The organism is Paenibacillus sp. OAE614 (assembly GCF_040546645.1).
Classification (GTDB): Bacteria; Bacillota; Bacilli; order Paenibacillales; family Paenibacillaceae; genus Paenibacillus_AQ; species Paenibacillus_AQ favisporus.
This window is the reverse complement of the sequence record NZ_JBEPOD010000001.1, coordinates 596,103-611,932: the sequence shown is the minus strand read 5'-3', so window position 1 is coordinate 611,932 and position 15,830 is coordinate 596,103. Positions and strand designations below refer to the sequence as shown.

Sequence of the window (15,830 nt, the reverse complement as noted above, 5' to 3'; positions counted from 1 at the left end):
ATCTCTGTGTCTAAGGATTCGATGTGATTGGATTCAATTCCTGCTATTTTCTTAATTCCGCTTGAAACTTTTGCTCAAGGGCGCTGACGACCCCGGCATGCGCCGCGGTGACTTCCTCATCCGTCAGCGTGCGCTCATTGTGGCGGTAGACGAGCGAAATCGCGACGCTCTTCTTGCCTTCGCCGAGCTTGCTTCCGGTAAACACATCGAATACCTGTACGTTCTGCAGGAGCTCACCCGCGGCTTCGCGGATCGTCTCAAGCAGGGAGCCCGCTTCCACAGCGCTGTCCACCACGACTGCAATATCCCGCTCCGAAGCCGGGAAGCGCGGAAGCTCCTGATATCGGATATCGAAATCGGCGTGATCGTACAGCGGCTGCAGCAGAATTTCGGCAACGTACACATCGCCGAGCCCGCGCTCCTGCTGCAATTCGGGATGCACCTGACCGAGCGTTCCGATCAGCACCTGCTCTCCGCCGCCATTGATCAGGTAGACGGAAGCTGAACGTCCGGGATGATATCCGGCCGGCTGGTTCGCCACGTACCGGATCGCTCCCTCCAGACCCAAATCTCCGAACAGCGTCTCCAGGGCACCCTTCAGGTCGAAGAAATCGACTTTCTCCGGCGCATGGTTCCACTGCTTCTGCCCGCGGCTGCCGCACAGCAGCAAGGACAGCACGTTCAGCTCTTTTGGCTGAACCGTCAGCGTCTCCTCCTGTGAGAAGAACACGTTGCCCACTTCGAACAGCGCCAGATCGTACTGCTTCCGGTTCGCGTTGTGAACCGCGATATCGAGCAGCTGCGGCAGAATGCTCGTACGCAGCACGCTGCGCTCCTCGCTCATCGGCATCGACAGCTTCACCGGCACGCTTCCTTCCGTCAAGGCCGGGAACAGCGCGGCCAGCTCCGGATGGGTGAAGGAGTAGCTGATCACTTCCTGCCATCCGCCATGGGTGAACAGTCTGCGGATTTCGCGGCGGATCGCCTGAGGCTTCGTATAGCCCCCCGGCGTTGTAGGCCCTTCGATCGCCGTCGTCGGGATATTGTCGTATCCGTACAAGCGGGCGATTTCTTCAATCAGGTCGACGTCTTTCGTAATGTCTCCGCGGCGCGTCGGCACCTGCACTTCAAGAATGCCCTGGGCGGTATCCGCAGCGTGGAAATGCAGACGGCCAAAAATCGTCTTCACTTCCAGCATCGACAGCTCCGTTCCAAGGAACCGGTTCAGCTTGTCGAAGGACAGAACAATCACCTTTTCTTCCGCCCGCGAGGCACCGGCTTCGACGATGCCCTTATGAACCGTTCCTGCGCAATAACGGGCGATCAGCGATGCAGCCCGGTTCAGCGCCGGAATGACCGCACCCGGATCGACTTCCTTCTCGAAGCGCTGGCTCGCTTCGGAGCGCAGTCCGAGCTGGCGGGACGTCTTGCGGATGGTACCTCCGTCGAACTTGGCGGATTCGAGCAAAATGTTCACGGTGCTGTCCGTAACCTCGGAATCCAATCCGCCCATGACGCCAGCTAATCCAACCGGCTTCACGCCGTCGGTAATGAGCAGCATGTGAGGCTCCAGCTTGCGTTCCTGGCCGTCCAGCGTCACGAGCGTCTCGCCTTCACGAGCTAGGCGAACATCTACGGCCCCGCCTGTCAAGCGGTCCGCATCGAATGCATGCAGCGGCTGGCCGTATTCAAGCATGACATAGTTGGTGATGTCCACGATGTTGTTGATCGGACGGACGCCTGCAGCCATGAGGCGGTTCTGCATCCACTGCGGCGACGGAGCGATCTTTACGCCCGTAATATAACGCGCGGTGTAATGGCTGCAGTGCTCAGGCGAGCTGATTTTGACCGAGATATGGCTGCTTGCCGCGTCAGCTACCTCAACCAGTTCCCTTTCGGGATCAGGCAGTTTGACGTCGCGGCCCAGAATGGCCGCCACTTCGTAAGCCGCTCCGCGCATACTGAGGCAGTCGGAACGGTTCGGCGTCAGGTCAAAATCGAGTACCTTGTCGTCCAGGCCGAGCACGGAGGTGATCGGCGTTCCGATCTCCGCGTTCTCCTCCAGGACGAGTATGCCTTCCTGCTGCTCCTTCGGCAGCAGCTTGTCGTTCATGCCCAGCTCTTTGGCGGAGCAGATCATGCCTTGAGAAGCGACGCCGCGCAGCTTGGCTTTTTTGATCTCCAGCCCGCCGGGCAGCAGAGCGCCAACCAGGGCAACGGGTACCTTTTGTCCGGCATCCACGTTTTTCGCGCCACAGACGATCTGCAGGTCTTCGCCCTGTCCCGCGTCAACGACGCAGACGTTCAGCTTATCCGCATCGGGATGCTTCTCCTTGCTTTTTACATAACCCACGACGACTTTCGAAATGCCGTGATTGCGGTGCTCAACCTCGTCGATCTCGATGCCCGCACGCGTAATCTGCTCGGCCAGCTCTTCGGCCGTTACATTTTCCAGTGATACATAATCGGATAACCATTCTGTCGATACTTTCACTTACGTTCCCTTCCTTCTTCCCGTATTCGCTAACCTTACGCTTACATGCGGGCAAACTGCTTCAAGAATGCCACATCGCCGCCATAAAAATGACGGATATCGTCGATTCCGTACTTCAGCATCGCAATCCGGTCCGGCCCCATGCCGAACGCGAAGCCGCTGTGCACTTCCGGATCGTAGCCGCCCTTGCGCAGCACTTCCGGATGCACCATGCCGCAGCCCAGAATTTCCAGCCATCCCGTATGCTTGCACACCCGGCATCCGCTGCCGCCGCATCTGGCACAGGTTACGTCGACCTCCGCGCTCGGCTCTGTGAACGGGAAGAAGCTTGGACGAAGGCGGATCTGCGTGTTCGGTCCGAACATTTCCCGGACGAATTGCAGCAGCGTGCCTTTCAAATCGCTCATGCGGATGTTTTCACCGATCACCAGGCCTTCAATTTGGTAGAACTGGAACGAGTGCGTCGCATCGTCGTCGTCTCTGCGGTATACTTTGCCCGGGCAGATGATCTTCACCGGCACCTTGCCCTGCATGCTCTCCATCGTCCGGATCTGCACCGGCGACGTCTGCGTTCTCATCAAGAGCTCCTCGGTAATGTAGAACGTATCCTGCATGTCACGGGCCGGGTGGTTCTTCGGCAGGTTCAGCGCTTCAAAGTTATAATAGTCAGTCTCCACTTCCGGTCCTTCCGCAATGTGGTAGCCCATGCCGATGAAAATCTCCTCGATTTCCTGGATGACTTTGTTGAGCGGATGGGTGCCGCCTTGGGTCATTTTGCGGCCGGGAAGCGTAACGTCCACCTTCTCCGCCTGCAGGCGCTGCTCGGTTTCGGCCTTTTGGAAAGCCTGCTGCTTGGACTCGATCAGTCCTTCGATCGCTCCGCGCACATCATTGGCCACCTGGCCGATCAGCGGACGTTCCTCCGCGCTAAGCGCGCCCATGCCCCGCAAAATCTCGGTCAGCGCCCCCTTTTTCCCCAGATACTTCACGCGCAAATCGTTCAGCGTCTGTACGTCAGCGACGTCATTCAGCTGCGCGATCGCTTCCTGCCGCAATGCTTCCAGCTTTTCTTTCATGAACTTCCTGCCTCCTTCTTGAAATCGCCAATACATTTTTGACCAACAACGCCCCGCAAAGCAGGGCTTTTGCCCCGGGTGACTGCTCAGGTACTTGGCGGGGATCCTCAGAAAAAATTCCCAAGAAATACAAAAAGGCCTTTTCTCCCGAAAAGGGACGAAAAGACCGTGGTACCACCCTTGTTAGACAAGCGAAAAGCCGTTTGATACGCACACGCGCACCTCTGGCCAGCTTGATCTCACTCTCACTCGATGTAACGGATCGAAAACCGTTATCCCCTACGCGGAATCCTGTCAGCAAACATGCTGGCGCGTGGATTCATTCAGGGAACTGCTCCGGAGGGAATTTCAGCAGCCTGTTTCTGTAGAGACGCTCTCAATCTCCGGCGTCCCCTCCCTGTAAAGAGGCACTGCTTACTTATCTCCATCAACGCATTTATCTTGACACATAAATTGGATTGCAATGGCTGATCCATACGGGTCATTCATTCACCGGGATCAGTCCGTTGACTATAGTCAATAATTATAGGCAAAAAAAGCTGTATTGACAAGTCCGAATCGCCTAAATCAATAGGCGTTCCCTTTCTCAGCATGCCCATTTTTTGCGGAACCAGACTTCATTCCTCAAATTAGAGCTGTTCCAGCTCGCTCCGGAGCCTGCGGATATTCGTAATCCGTGCGGCAGCCTCCTCGTCGCTCCCGCCGTCTTCGTTCAGCAGCCGGGTCAGCTCCCATTCCAGCGCCAGCCGGGCGTTTTCCCGGTCGGTATCCTCCTTCAGCGCTCCGTTATGTCTGGCCAGCTGCTCTTCCTCTTCTTGAACCGTGCCCTCAAACAGATGCGGTTCTTCCGTATGAGAGACGGTCAGCAGCCGGTCCGCGAGCTTGCGTATCAGCATCCGGTCGTGGGACACGACGACCAGAGCACCCGGATATGCGGATAACGCCTCCTCGATCACTTCCCGCGTCGAGATGTCCAAATAGTTCGTCGGCTCATCCAGCACGAGCAGATTGGCCCCGGAGAAATACAGCTGAACGAAAGCCGCACGGCATTTTTCCCCCATGCTCAAATCCCCGATTCGCTTGAACACGTCCTCCCGCTTGAACAAGAAGCAGCCCAGAAGCGTCCGCGCATGCGTCTCGGTCATCGAAGGCAGGCGGAGCAGGCTGTCCAGCAGCGTCTCCTCTTCATTCAGCACCTCCAGCTCCTGCGAGAAGTAACCGATCTTCAGGGCCGGATGCTGCCATACCGTTCCTTCGCTTGGCACAAGCTCGCCCATAATCAGCTTGAGCAGGGTTGACTTGCCCGCTCCGTTCGGCCCCCGCACGGCCAGCCGGTCGCCGCGGGAGAGGATCAGGCTGAACTTGTCGAACAGCTTCTTCGTCCCGTAGCCGAAGGACAGCTGCTCTAGCCGCACCAGCACACGTGCGGAGAACCCGCCCTCGCCCAGCTGCAGGTTGACCTTCGGTCCGCTTTTCGGCTTCTCCACGCTTTCGCTCTCGAGCCGCTCCAGCTCTTTTTGCTTGGCGTGATACCTGGAGATGTTTTTCTTGGCTTTCGCTTTGTAGTAAGGCAGCGCCGCCTTCGTTTCCGTATTTTTATCCGCCGATTTCTCGGCCTGGTGGAACCATTCCTGGTATTTGCGGATCGATTCCTCCAACGCTTCCCGGGCCTGCTTCTGCTTCTTATAGAGCGCCTCCTGCTCCCGAAGTTCGCGGTCCTTTTCCCGCCGGTAATCGGAGTAGCCGCCCTTATATTTTTTCAGCCCGCTCTCGGTCAATTCGCAGACTCCTGTCACTACCCGGTCCAAAAAGGTCCGGTCATGGGAAACGACAATGACGGTGCCTTCGTAGTGACGAAGCCAATCCTCCAGCCAGTTCATACTCTCCTCGTCCAGATGGTTGGTCGGTTCGTCAAGGAGCAGCACCTCCGGCCTTTTGACCAGCAGAGCCGCCAGCCTGACCCTGGTTTTCTGGCCGCCGCTCAGATCGGCAAAAGGGACCTGCCACAGCTCTTGACCAATGTGGAGCATGGTCAAATGCTTCTCCAGCCCGGTCTCCCAGTCAAAACCGCCGCTGAGCTCATACTGCTCAAGCCACTGTCCGTATTCCTCCAAGAGATTGGAACCGACTTCGCCCGTCGCCATCGCCTGCTCCAGCTCCTTCAGCCGACGCTTGATCTGCCACAGCTCGCCGCTTTCGCGCCCCGCCGCATCCAGTGCGGTTAGATGCATTAACTCTTCCGACGTCTGCGTCATATATCCCCACTGCTCCAACGGGACTCCACGCTCCACGGTGCCGCGGTCCGGCTCCAGCTGCCCGGTCAAAATCTGCAGCAGCGTCGTCTTCCCCGCGCCGTTGACGCCGAACAGCGCCAGCCTCTCGCCTTCATAGATTTCCAGGTCAATATTTTCAAAAACGGTCTTCCCTTTAAATTCTTTGGCTATATGTTTCGTTTTTACGATATTCAACATTAAGCATCACCCTTTAAAACATAAATTTGAATTTCCGTCGTTTCAGACAAACCAGCCGTTTCAGTCCAGCCCCGGCCTCTGATCCATTTCACGAATCAAAAAAGCCGCAGGCAGCATCGCCTACGGCAGGAAATTCGTTATCATTGTCTATGTCAAAAAAGGGTTTACCCGTTCGAAATACCGCCCCGAACATGATGATCCGGGCACGATATTACCCCATGAACACGTCAAAAATGCACAAAAAAGCATTATCCGTATCCATCGGCGAGGTATCCAGTCTCTGAAAATAGACATAACGATTCTCTTCCCTGCGGCAGGCGCAGAAACTGCATGGTTTCAACATTAAGTTGGTTTGCAGATTAGAGAGATCAGTCATGTTTATCCATCGGCTGTGTGGTTACCTCGTTTTCTTCAGGATGAAATGCTTGCTGCCATTTTAACAAATTTATCGGAAAAAGAAAAGCCCAAACCTGTTCGTCCACAGTCATGTACATCTCCGGATGTACATCGGCCGAAAGAAAATCACCACACGGTTCGATTACGCGGCCGGTCCTCCTTGGTATGCTGGACTCATCACGAAAAATGAATGAGGTGTTAGCGATGGATCAATACTCAACTTATATTATTATCATCCTGCTTGTCATTTGGCTTACCGCAAGGGAAAGAACCTTCCGCCCTTCCAGCATTTGGATCGTTCCCTTGTTATGGGGAGGAATGACCCTTTCCTCCATCCCGTGGGCATCGGTAGGTCCGATTGAAGTCGTGCTGTTCGCCGTGTTTGCCGCTGCCGGTTTGGCAACAGGTATCATCCGGGGTAAAATGGAAAAAATGCGCATGGGAACGGACGGCCAGGTTACCGTGCAGGGTTCCATTGCCAGTATCCTGCTGTTTCTCGCCGTGCTGGTTTTGCGGGTGCTTGCGCAGTCCTGGGGGCAGTCACACGCCTTCTATCACATCGCCAATGCGCTGATGTTCATGCCGCTCGGTTCCATTTGCACACGCCGGTACGTCATTTACCGGAGATATCAGGCGATGATGGGACAACGGGCATAAAGACCTGAATCACCGGCGTCAATGTGCCAGCTAAAGGAGACCTGCTATGGAAACAGGCAACGATGAACGAACAATACTGTCATCCAATCCGGCCAGAAGGGCGCTGCTGAGTTTGCTGATCGTGTATTCCGCGATTCAGAACGGTATGTACGGTGAGCCCCGCGCGTTCGTTCCCGGCGTGCTGTTGACGTTGGCCGCGTTGTGCCTGCAATGGCGTTCCCGGTGGTTTACCCGCCGGGGGCCGGCTCCCGCTTTTGCCGTGTGTGCCTTGCTTGGTATCTCTTCCATTGGGGTCATCCTGGGACTTGACGGCAGCTTATATATTATCGTTTTTTTTCTGCTGGGATGGGTGAGCTACCGGCTGCCGGCATCGTACTCGGCCTCATATACCGTTCTAAATATAGCTGCCGCAGCGTGGATCCTGCTGGCTCAGCATCGGACTTTGGAAGCAGTGATGACCCAATGCCTGATTCTCGCGGCGGTCTATCTTCTATTTTTGGCCGGCAGGCTACGCAGAACGACCCGAACGATGAAAGAAACGCATCTGCAGGAGCTGACGTCCGCTCATCAGGAGCTGGAGGCGGCTTACCGCAGCCTGCGCCAAGCTCACAAGGAGCTGGAGGAGACTTCCGAGCAGGCTCTGCGCTATGCGGTACTGGAGGAGCGCAGCCGGATCGCAGCCGACATCCATGACAGCATCGGTCACGGCCTGACCTCCGTGATCGTGCAGCTGCAGGCGCTGCCGTATATGATCGAAGCGGCGCCGGACGAAGCCCGCTCGACGCTCAGGCAAGTGACGGATGTGGCCCGCGGATGCCTTCAGGACGTCAGAACGGTCGTCCACGAAATGGGGCTTGTCCGGCCTGGCGAAGGGCAGAAGGAGCTCAGGAAGCTGGCGGACACCTTCAGTGAGCGAAGCGGGATTCCGGTGGCCTTTACGATGGATATCCCCGGCACCATCGCCCCGGAGCAGCTGTACGTCCTTTACCGCATCCTTCAGGAGGCACTGACCAACATGATGCGCCATGCCCAGGCCACCCAAGCTGAGGTCCGGCTTATAGGTAACAAGGAAGGCCTGGTCTTGACTATCCGGGATAACGGCGTGGCGCAAGGTCCAATCCAGCCGGGATTCGGACTGACCGCCATGCGGGAGCGATGTGCAAAAGCCGGCGGACGCCTGACGTTCACCTCCCTCGCTCCCCATGGCCTGGAGATTACCGCAAGCCTGCCGTTTTCCGCAGCGACACCCAATAACAGAGGGGAATGAATGCTAATATGGACCCAGAACGTATCCGCATCATCATCGCGGATGACCAGCCCCTGATCCGGCACGGCATCGGGTTTATTATTAAGGCGCAGCAGGACATGGAATGGTGCGGGGAGGCCGGCGACGGCCGCGAAGCCGTAAACCTTGCGGTCCGAACGCGGCCGCATATCGCCCTGATGGACGTGCAGATGCCCGGCATGAACGGGATCGAGGCGACACGGGAGCTCCGGCGGCAGCTGCCGGAGTGCAAAGTCATCATCCTCACCACCTTCGATCTCGAGGAATACGTGTACGAAGGCATTCGGGCCGGAGCCGTCGGCTATTTGCTGAAGGATGCGGCGCCGGAGGAGCTGCTCCATTCCATCAGGGCGGCGAGCCGCGGCGAAGCCATATACCGGACGGGAGCCGCGGCCCGGATGATTTCGGAGGCGCTGCGCCAGACGGAATCGTTCCAGGACCGGCAGGACATGCGGCTGTCCCTGCCGGACCCGCTGACCGACCGCGAGCTGGAAGTGCTGCAGGAAATGGCCTACGGCCTCAAAAACGAGGATATCGCCGCCAAGCTCCACATCAGCGAAAGCACGGTCAAAACCCACGTTCACCGCGTCCTGCAAAAAATCGGGGCCGAGGACCGCACCCAGGCCGTCGTGCTGGCCATACGCAATCAATGGGTGCAGTAAATTGCCCTTACAAAAAAGCAGGCTTTGCCGGGATGTCCCGCAAAGCCTGCTTGTATTGGAATGGAAACGTATTTTAGCCGCGATACCTTGTCTTTACTCTGCTTCCTCCAGAATCAGGACGCCGCGTCCCGGCACCTCGGCCGCTCCGTCTACGGTTACGCCGCTGAGAAGGTCCCGGCGTTTGACGTCCCCCGTGCGAACTGTCGCACTCTCCGCGTTATGGTTCAGCACGAACAGGAACGAGCGTCCATCTTTAACGCGGCGGGCAACCTCTACGCCGGCCGGAAGCTCCGGCACCAGCGGCTGAACGCCTTTCTCGGCGCAGACGGTCCCGAGGAAGCCTTCCATGAAGTCGCTGTCCGCGCTGGTCGCCACATAGTACGCTTTGCCTTCACCAAAGCGGTTCACCGTGAGCGCAGGCATGCCTTTGTAGAAGTCCGAGCCATACTCGGCCAGCACTTCCGCGCCTTCGGCATGGATGAGATCAAACAGCATCTCGCATTTATAGCTGCCCGTAAGCTTGCCGTACGGCTGCTTCATGACGATTTCATTGTACTGTCCGAGCGGCAGTGCGTCGATTTCCTCCGCCCAGATGCCGAGCAGATTGCGGAGCTCGCCCGGATATCCGCCGAGGGTCACGAGATCGGTCTCGTTCACGATGCCGCTGAAGAACGTCGTAATAAACGTGCCGCCGGCAGCGGTGAACGCCTCCGACTTCTCGGCAAAGCCCGGCTTGACCATATACATGACCGGCGCGATCACGATGTCGTACTTGCTGAAGTCGGCTTGGGCGCTGATCATGTCCGCCTCGATGCCCTGCTTGAAGAGGGCGTCGTAAAACTTATGCACCTCGCGCACATAATTCAGCTCAACGGTCGGACCGCTCGAGAGCTCCATCGCCCACCGGTTTTCCCAGTCGTACACGATGCCAACCTTAGCTTCCGTCACAGCATCCAGCAGCGTGTCCCCAAGACGGCCAAGCTCCTCCCCGAGCTGCGCCACCTCACGGAATACCCGCGTATTCTCATGACCGGAATGCTCAATGACGGCGCCGTGGAACTTCTCGCAGGCGCCCTTGGAGCGCCGCATTTGGAAGAACATCACCGTATCCGCGCCGCGGGCAACGGCCTGATAGCTCCACAGGCGCATCACGCCGGGACGCTTGAGCGAGTTGTACGCCTGCCAGTTCTGCTGGCTCGGCGTCTGCTCCATCAGCATGAACGGCGCCCCGTGCTTCAGACCGCGCATCAAGTCATGTGTCATGGCGGTTTCACTGACCGGCGTCGTCAGAGACGGATAGTTATCCCACGAGACGATATCCATATGCTTCGCCCAGTCGAAGTAGTTGAGCAGCGGGAACGTCCCCATCAGGTTGGTCGTGATCGGCACGTCCTTCGAATGCTCGCGGATCGCTTCCGCCTCGATGTTGTAGCATTCCAGCAGACTATCGGACATAAACCGGCGGTAATCCAGGGAAATGCCCTGGAACGCGCTGACGTTGCCTTCCCCCTCTTCGCTCAGCCCGTCCGGGAGCACGATTTCGTCCCAGTCATAGAAAGTGTGGCCCCAGAATCGGGTATTCCATGCTTCGTTGACGGCATCAAGGGTGCCGTAACGCTTTTGCAGCCAGACGCGGAATTCGGCGGCACAGTTGTCGCAGTAACAGAAACCGCCGTATTCATTGGATACGTGCCAAAGCAGCAGCGCCGGATGATCCTTGTAGCGCTCGGCGAGCTTGCCCGCCATCAAGCGGGAGTATTTGCGGTAAGTCGGGCTGTTCGGGCAGGAGTTATGCCTTCCGCCGAACTTTCTTTTCCGTCCGTAAAAATCGACGCGGGTCACATCCGGATGCCGCTTGGCCATCCAGGCCGGATGCGCCCCGGTACTCGTCGCCAGTACGACGCCAACGCCGTCCTTGTGCAGACGGTCCATCGTTTCGTCGAGCCACCCGAAATCGTAAGTGTCCTCGTCAGGCTGGTTTAACGCCCAGGAAAAGACGTTGATCGTCGCCACGTCGATCCCGGCCAGCTTGAACATCCGCTGGTCCTCTTTCCATTCTTCCGGTCCCCACTGTTCAGGGTTATAATCTCCGCCGTACCAAATCTTAGGCAGTTTATCGTTAATCACGTACCCACTTCCTTTCTCTTGTTGAATCGCCGATAGCTCGTAACCTTGGCCCGTGACGTGACTTAGCCCGTAACAAATAAAATGTCTTCTCCGGCTTCTTGTACCGTAGAAGATGTCCCACGGTTTTTTTAGGTTATCTTCCGCTTCCTTCGGCTTCCTAAGGCTTTCATTTCAGCCTCAACTCACCGATACCTTTTCCTTGTCCCGTGGTGTAATTCGGTACGTTTCGCCTGCTGCCGTAATAAACCCGTCAGCCGGTAGCTCCTGCCCATCTGGTCCCTGCACCCGGTACAGGGAATGGTCCGCGATCCGGCAGGTCCCGCCGTGCGTGGAGGTTATTCCTGCTTCCTTGATCGTTCCGGCGCTCCAATTCATGTCCACCACGAAGCCGCCTCGCGCCCGCAGTCCTTTGGCTTCCCCTTCGTTCCAGGCTTCCGGCAGAGCCGGCAGCATCCGGATCTCGCCCTGGTGGCTTTGCAGCAGCGCTTCCGCAACGCCGGCCGCATAACCGAAATTGCCGTCAATCTGAAACGGCGGGTGGTTGCCGAACAGGTTCGGCAGGCTGGAGTCGCTGAGAATCCGCCGGATGGAGCGGTACACGTTCGCCGGCTCCTTAAGCCGAGCGTACAGGTTAAAGATCCAGGCCGCACTCCAGCCCGTGTGCCCGCTTCCCGCCTCAATTCGCTTCTTCAGCGACAAGGAGGCGGCTTGCAGCAGCTCCGGCGTATTCTCGTTTACGGCGTCTCCCGGGTACACTCCGTACAGATGGGATACATGGCGATGCCCCGGCTCGTTCTCGCCGAAATCGCGCTCCCATTCCCGCATCCGCCCGTCCGGCCCCATGCCGGGATGTACCAGCCGCTCCCGTTTTGAAGACAGCTCCTGCCGGAAATCCTCATCAATCCCGAGCACTTCAGCTGCATTGATGCAGTGTCCGAACAGCTCGTCAATGAGCGCCATATCCATCGCCGAGCCGGCAGCCGTGCTGCAGAGCTCTCCCGATTCGGTCAGGAAGACGTTCTCCGGTGAAGTCGAGAGACCCGTCGTCCATCGTCCGTCTGAAAGCTGGACAAGCCAGTCCAGGCAGAACAAGGCGGCTCCTTTCATCAGCGGATAAGCCACCTCCTGCAGGTAGGCCGCATCCGGCCGGAACGAATACCGTTCCCACAGATGTCTGGACAGCCACACGCCGCCCATCGGCCAGAACGCCCACATGGCCCGCCCATCCGAAGGCGTCGACATCCGCCACAAATCGGTGTTGTGATGAGCCGTCCATCCTCTTGCACCGTAATGGATCGCCGCGGTCCGGCTGCCGGTGACGCTCAGTTCCCGGATCAGGTCGAAGAGCGGCTCATGACATTCTCCCAGACCGCACACCTCGGCCGGCCAATAGTTCATTTCGGCATTAATGTTCGTCGTATAATTACTGTTCCAAGGCGGCTGCTTGTGCGGATTCCAAATGCCCTGCAGGTTCAGCGCCTGCGTACCCGGACGCGAACCGGCAATCATTAAATAGCGTCCATAATGGAAAAGCAGCGTTTCGAGGGCCAGATCGACTCCTCCTTGGCGATACAGCTGCAGGCGCTCGTCCGTCGGCATTTCCGCTTCAGCCTGCGGCAGCTGTGGGCTCAGCCCCACCTGCAGGTCCACCCGGCCAAATAGCGCGCGGTAATCATCCAAATGCCGCTGTTTCAGATGCAGATAATCACTGTCCGCCGCGTCGGCATGTTCCCGGCACAAGCGTACCGGATCAATGCCGGATGCGCCCGGCATGACGTCAAAGCCTGCGAAATCGGTCGCCGCAGCCAGCACAAAGGTGACCGTGCTCGCTTTTTCGATCCGCAGCCGCCCTTCTTCCGTCTGCACCTCTCCGTCGGTCCGCACCGTCAGCACGGCCGCAAACCGGAGTCCCAGTCCTTCTTCGTAGAGAACCGACTGAGGATGATCCCCCAAGTAATTGTCCGCGACATGCGACGGAGCTTGTCCTGTCAGGACCAAAGACGCCGGCTCCGCGCTCACATTGCTAAGATGCGGAGAGGTGAGCCATGCCGTCAACTCCGGCAGCTCCGCCTTCCCGGCCGAACCCCCGCTCTCTGCGGGCTCCGCCCGGAAATGGACGACGATAACCTCATCCGGCCGGCTCGCAAAAGCTTCGCGAATGACGCGCACCCCGCCGGTTTGAAAAGAAACCGACGCGACCGCATGCTCCAAATCCAGCTCCCGCTCGTAATTGGTAATTTGATCCATGCGGCCAAACGCAAAATGCAAATCGCCGAGCGGCTGGTAAGATTCCGTGCGTCGTCCAAGCATTCCGGCTTCGATCAGCGTCTCTGCTTCGGCATACCGGCCCTCGGCGACCAATGCCTTGGTCGGCTCCAAATGCCGCAGGGCATTATAATTAACCCTGTCCCGGGGAAATCCAGACCACAGCGTGTCCTCGTTCAATTGAATTTTCTCTTCTTCCGCCCCGCCGAACACCATGCCTCCCAGCCGTCCGTTTCCGATCGGCAGCGCTTCCTCCCACACGGAGGCCGGCTTGCGGTACCACAGCCTTTTATTGACGGCGCGTTTGCTGCTTTGCTCCACGCTTATCTCTCCCTTTATCCGCGATGAACGGTTGTTTCGTCGAGCACCTTGCCGGACCGGCGGCCAAAGCGTGATTTCGTAAACAGGCTGCCATAAGAAAAACGTCTATCGACGTACCTTCAAAGAAGACAGACCGCTTCTAGAGGAGGTATTTCTTGCGAGATCAGGAAGCAGAAGCTTCGAAACTTATACTTTCTGATCTCTTAAGAAATTACGGGAAGCCCGATGTGTTGGATCGGACTTCCCGCCCTATTTGCTTTCAGCATTATAAATGAATGATCTTCAAAACGTTATTGACAGCACACACCAAGCCGAACAGAGCCTTCCGGTCCGCAGTCTCAGGTATTCCCCGCTATTTTTACCGCCAAATAGGCAAGGTACTGATGATCTAACCTTATTCTAAAGTTCTGAAAGCGATTGCAGTACCCCGAAAATTCGATAAAAAATCATGTCTAAATTAGACATTAAGCAGGGCCTTCCGCATCTCGTCCGCGCAAGGGAGGCACCGGCTTCCTAGTTCCGGTAAGGAACCAGCTTACGGTTCAGCTCGCGGGTTTGGCTGTATACTTCCTGATACAGGCTGAACAAGCCGCTGTACAATTCGGCCCGCTCCGCATTCGGCGCATACGTTTTGGCCGGGCGAATGAACGCCTTCGCACAATCTGTCAGCGATGGGAACCAGCCGCAGCCGTATGCAGCCAGCATTGCCGCTCCCATAGCCGGGCCCTGCTCGCTTTCGAGCTTGATAATTGTCGCGTTGAAAATATCCGCCTGCATCTGCAGCCACGTTTCGTTCCGTGCACCGCCGCCAATGGCCACGACCTCTTGGATCTCTTTGCCGGATTCGCGTACGATGTCGATCGATTCCCGAAGCGAGAACGTAATGCCTTCAAGCACCGCTCTGGCAAAATGGGAAAGCGTGTGGCCGGAGTCCATGCCGATAAAGCTTCCGCGGATATCCGCATCCGGATGCGGGGTTCGTTCCCCGGAAATGTATGGTGTGAAGAGCAAGCCGCTGCTGCCCGCTGGAATGGACCCGATGCCTTCAAGCAGCTCATCGAAGCTTTTTTCCTTGGCGAACGTTTCCTTAAACCAGGTCAGGCTGTGACCGGCCGCAAGCGTGACGCCCATAACATAGTACGCGTCCTTTTCGCTGTGATTAAAGAAATGCAGCTTGCCGTCGACCTCCAGTTCCTTGCGGCTTTCAAAAGAGAGGACGACGCCTGATGTGCCGATACTGCACATCGTTTGCCCCTCCTGCAAAATGCCCGCCCCGATGGCGCCGCAAGCATTGTCCGCTCCGCCCGCGAATACCTTGGTCGACGGCAGCAGGCCGGACGCCTCGGCGATGTCAGGCAGCAGCTTGCCCGTTTGATCGAAGGATTCCACGAGCGGAGGACAAAGCGACAGCGGCAGATCAAATGCTGCGGCAATGTCCTGGCTCCACGTTTTGCCCGAGACATCCAGCAGCAGCGTGCCCGCGGCGTCGGAGTAATCCATCGCGTATTCGCCGGTGAGCCGGTATCTCACGTAATCCTTCGGCAGCAGGAACAAGCTGGCTTGGGACAAAATGTCCGGTTCGTTCTCCTGCACCCACAAAATTTTAGGCAGCGTAAAGCCTTCCAGGGCGCGGTTTTTGGCAATACCGAGGAGCTTCGATTCCAGCGTGTTCTCGATCTTGCGGCACTGCGCCGTCGTGCGCGTGTCGTTCCACAGAATGGCCGGACGCAGCACCTTGCCTTCCGCATCCACCAGCACGAGGCCGTGCATTTGGCCGGAGAAGCTGAGGCCCTCCACTTCCTGCGGGTCGGCACCCGACTTTTCCATCAGTCTGCGGAGACTGACCAGCGTCTTGTCCACCCAATCCTCCGGATTCTGCTCGCTCCAGCCCGGCTCAGGTCTGCTCAGCGGGTAAGCTTCAGAGTGCTCGTGCACGACTTCTCCCTGGGGATTCACCAGTACCGTCTTGACGGCGCTTGTTCCTAAATCAACACCAATAACGTATTTCATACTTTTTCCTCCTGTATGGATCGAATGGACATCAACGACTAACCAAGGATGTTCCGCATGGAAATC

Annotated in this window: 9 protein-coding genes and 1 other annotated feature; of the genes, 3 read left to right on the top strand and 6 right to left on the bottom strand. The window is 57.4% G+C overall.

Annotated elements, in window-relative coordinates; all coding sequences use genetic code 11:
- Positions 1-43: 43 nt before the first annotated feature.
- The 3 genes from pheT to abc-f form a co-directional block, all read right to left on the bottom strand.
- Positions 44-2,494 (bottom strand): phenylalanine--tRNA ligase subunit beta, encoded by a 2,451-nt coding sequence (gene pheT, locus ABIE48_RS03275; protein WP_145025493.1) that lies wholly within the window; start codon positions 2,492-2,494, stop codon positions 44-46.
- Positions 2,495-2,535: 41 nt separating this feature from the next.
- The gene (gene pheS / locus ABIE48_RS03270) at positions 2,536-3,570 is read right to left on the bottom strand and encodes a phenylalanine--tRNA ligase subunit alpha (RefSeq protein ID WP_145025495.1); all 1,035 of its coding nucleotides are present in this window, start codon (positions 3,568-3,570) and stop codon (positions 2,536-2,538) included.
- A gap of 150 nt (positions 3,571-3,720) precedes the next feature.
- Positions 3,721-4,010, bottom strand: a binding site (T-box leader).
- Between the two features lie 189 nt (positions 4,011-4,199).
- Positions 4,200-6,041: a ribosomal protection-like ABC-F family protein gene (gene abc-f, locus ABIE48_RS03265; protein WP_192716471.1), complete on the bottom strand. Its 1,842-nt coding sequence runs from the start codon at positions 6,039-6,041 to the stop codon at positions 4,200-4,202.
- A gap of 600 nt (positions 6,042-6,641) precedes the next feature.
- On the opposite strand from abc-f, the gene ABIE48_RS03260 reads away from it, so the two are divergent.
- The 3 genes from ABIE48_RS03260 to ABIE48_RS03250 are packed head-to-tail and all read left to right on the top strand — an operon-like array spanning position 6,642 to position 9,041.
- Positions 6,642-7,094: a CcdC protein domain-containing protein gene (locus ABIE48_RS03260; protein ID WP_192716470.1), complete on the top strand. Its 453-nt coding sequence runs from the start codon at positions 6,642-6,644 to the stop codon at positions 7,092-7,094.
- 46 nt (positions 7,095-7,140) lie between these two features.
- Positions 7,141-8,361, top strand: coding sequence for a sensor histidine kinase (locus ABIE48_RS03255; protein WP_192716469.1), 1,221 nt, complete (start codon positions 7,141-7,143; stop codon positions 8,359-8,361).
- Between the two features lie 8 nt (positions 8,362-8,369).
- Positions 8,370-9,041 (top strand): response regulator, encoded by a 672-nt coding sequence (locus tag ABIE48_RS03250; RefSeq protein WP_192716468.1) that lies wholly within the window; start codon positions 8,370-8,372, stop codon positions 9,039-9,041.
- A 93-nt stretch (positions 9,042-9,134) separates the two neighbouring features.
- On the opposite strand, the gene ABIE48_RS03245 is transcribed toward ABIE48_RS03250, so the two are convergent.
- The 3 genes from ABIE48_RS03245 to xylB all read right to left on the bottom strand — a co-directional run bounded on the left by ABIE48_RS03245 (position 9,135) and on the right by xylB (position 15,764).
- Complete coding sequence (locus ABIE48_RS03245; protein WP_192716467.1) at positions 9,135-11,168, bottom strand: beta-galactosidase; 2,034 nt, start codon at positions 11,166-11,168, stop codon at positions 9,135-9,137.
- Positions 11,169-11,345: 177 nt separating this feature from the next.
- Positions 11,346-13,754, bottom strand: coding sequence for a glycoside hydrolase family 95 protein (locus tag ABIE48_RS03240; RefSeq protein WP_192716466.1), 2,409 nt, complete (start codon positions 13,752-13,754; stop codon positions 11,346-11,348).
- Between the two features lie 513 nt (positions 13,755-14,267).
- A complete protein-coding gene (gene xylB, locus ABIE48_RS03235) occupies positions 14,268-15,764 on the bottom strand; it encodes a xylulokinase (RefSeq protein ID WP_192716465.1) in 1,497 nt (498 codons plus the stop codon).
- Positions 15,765-15,830 lie beyond the last annotated feature (66 nt).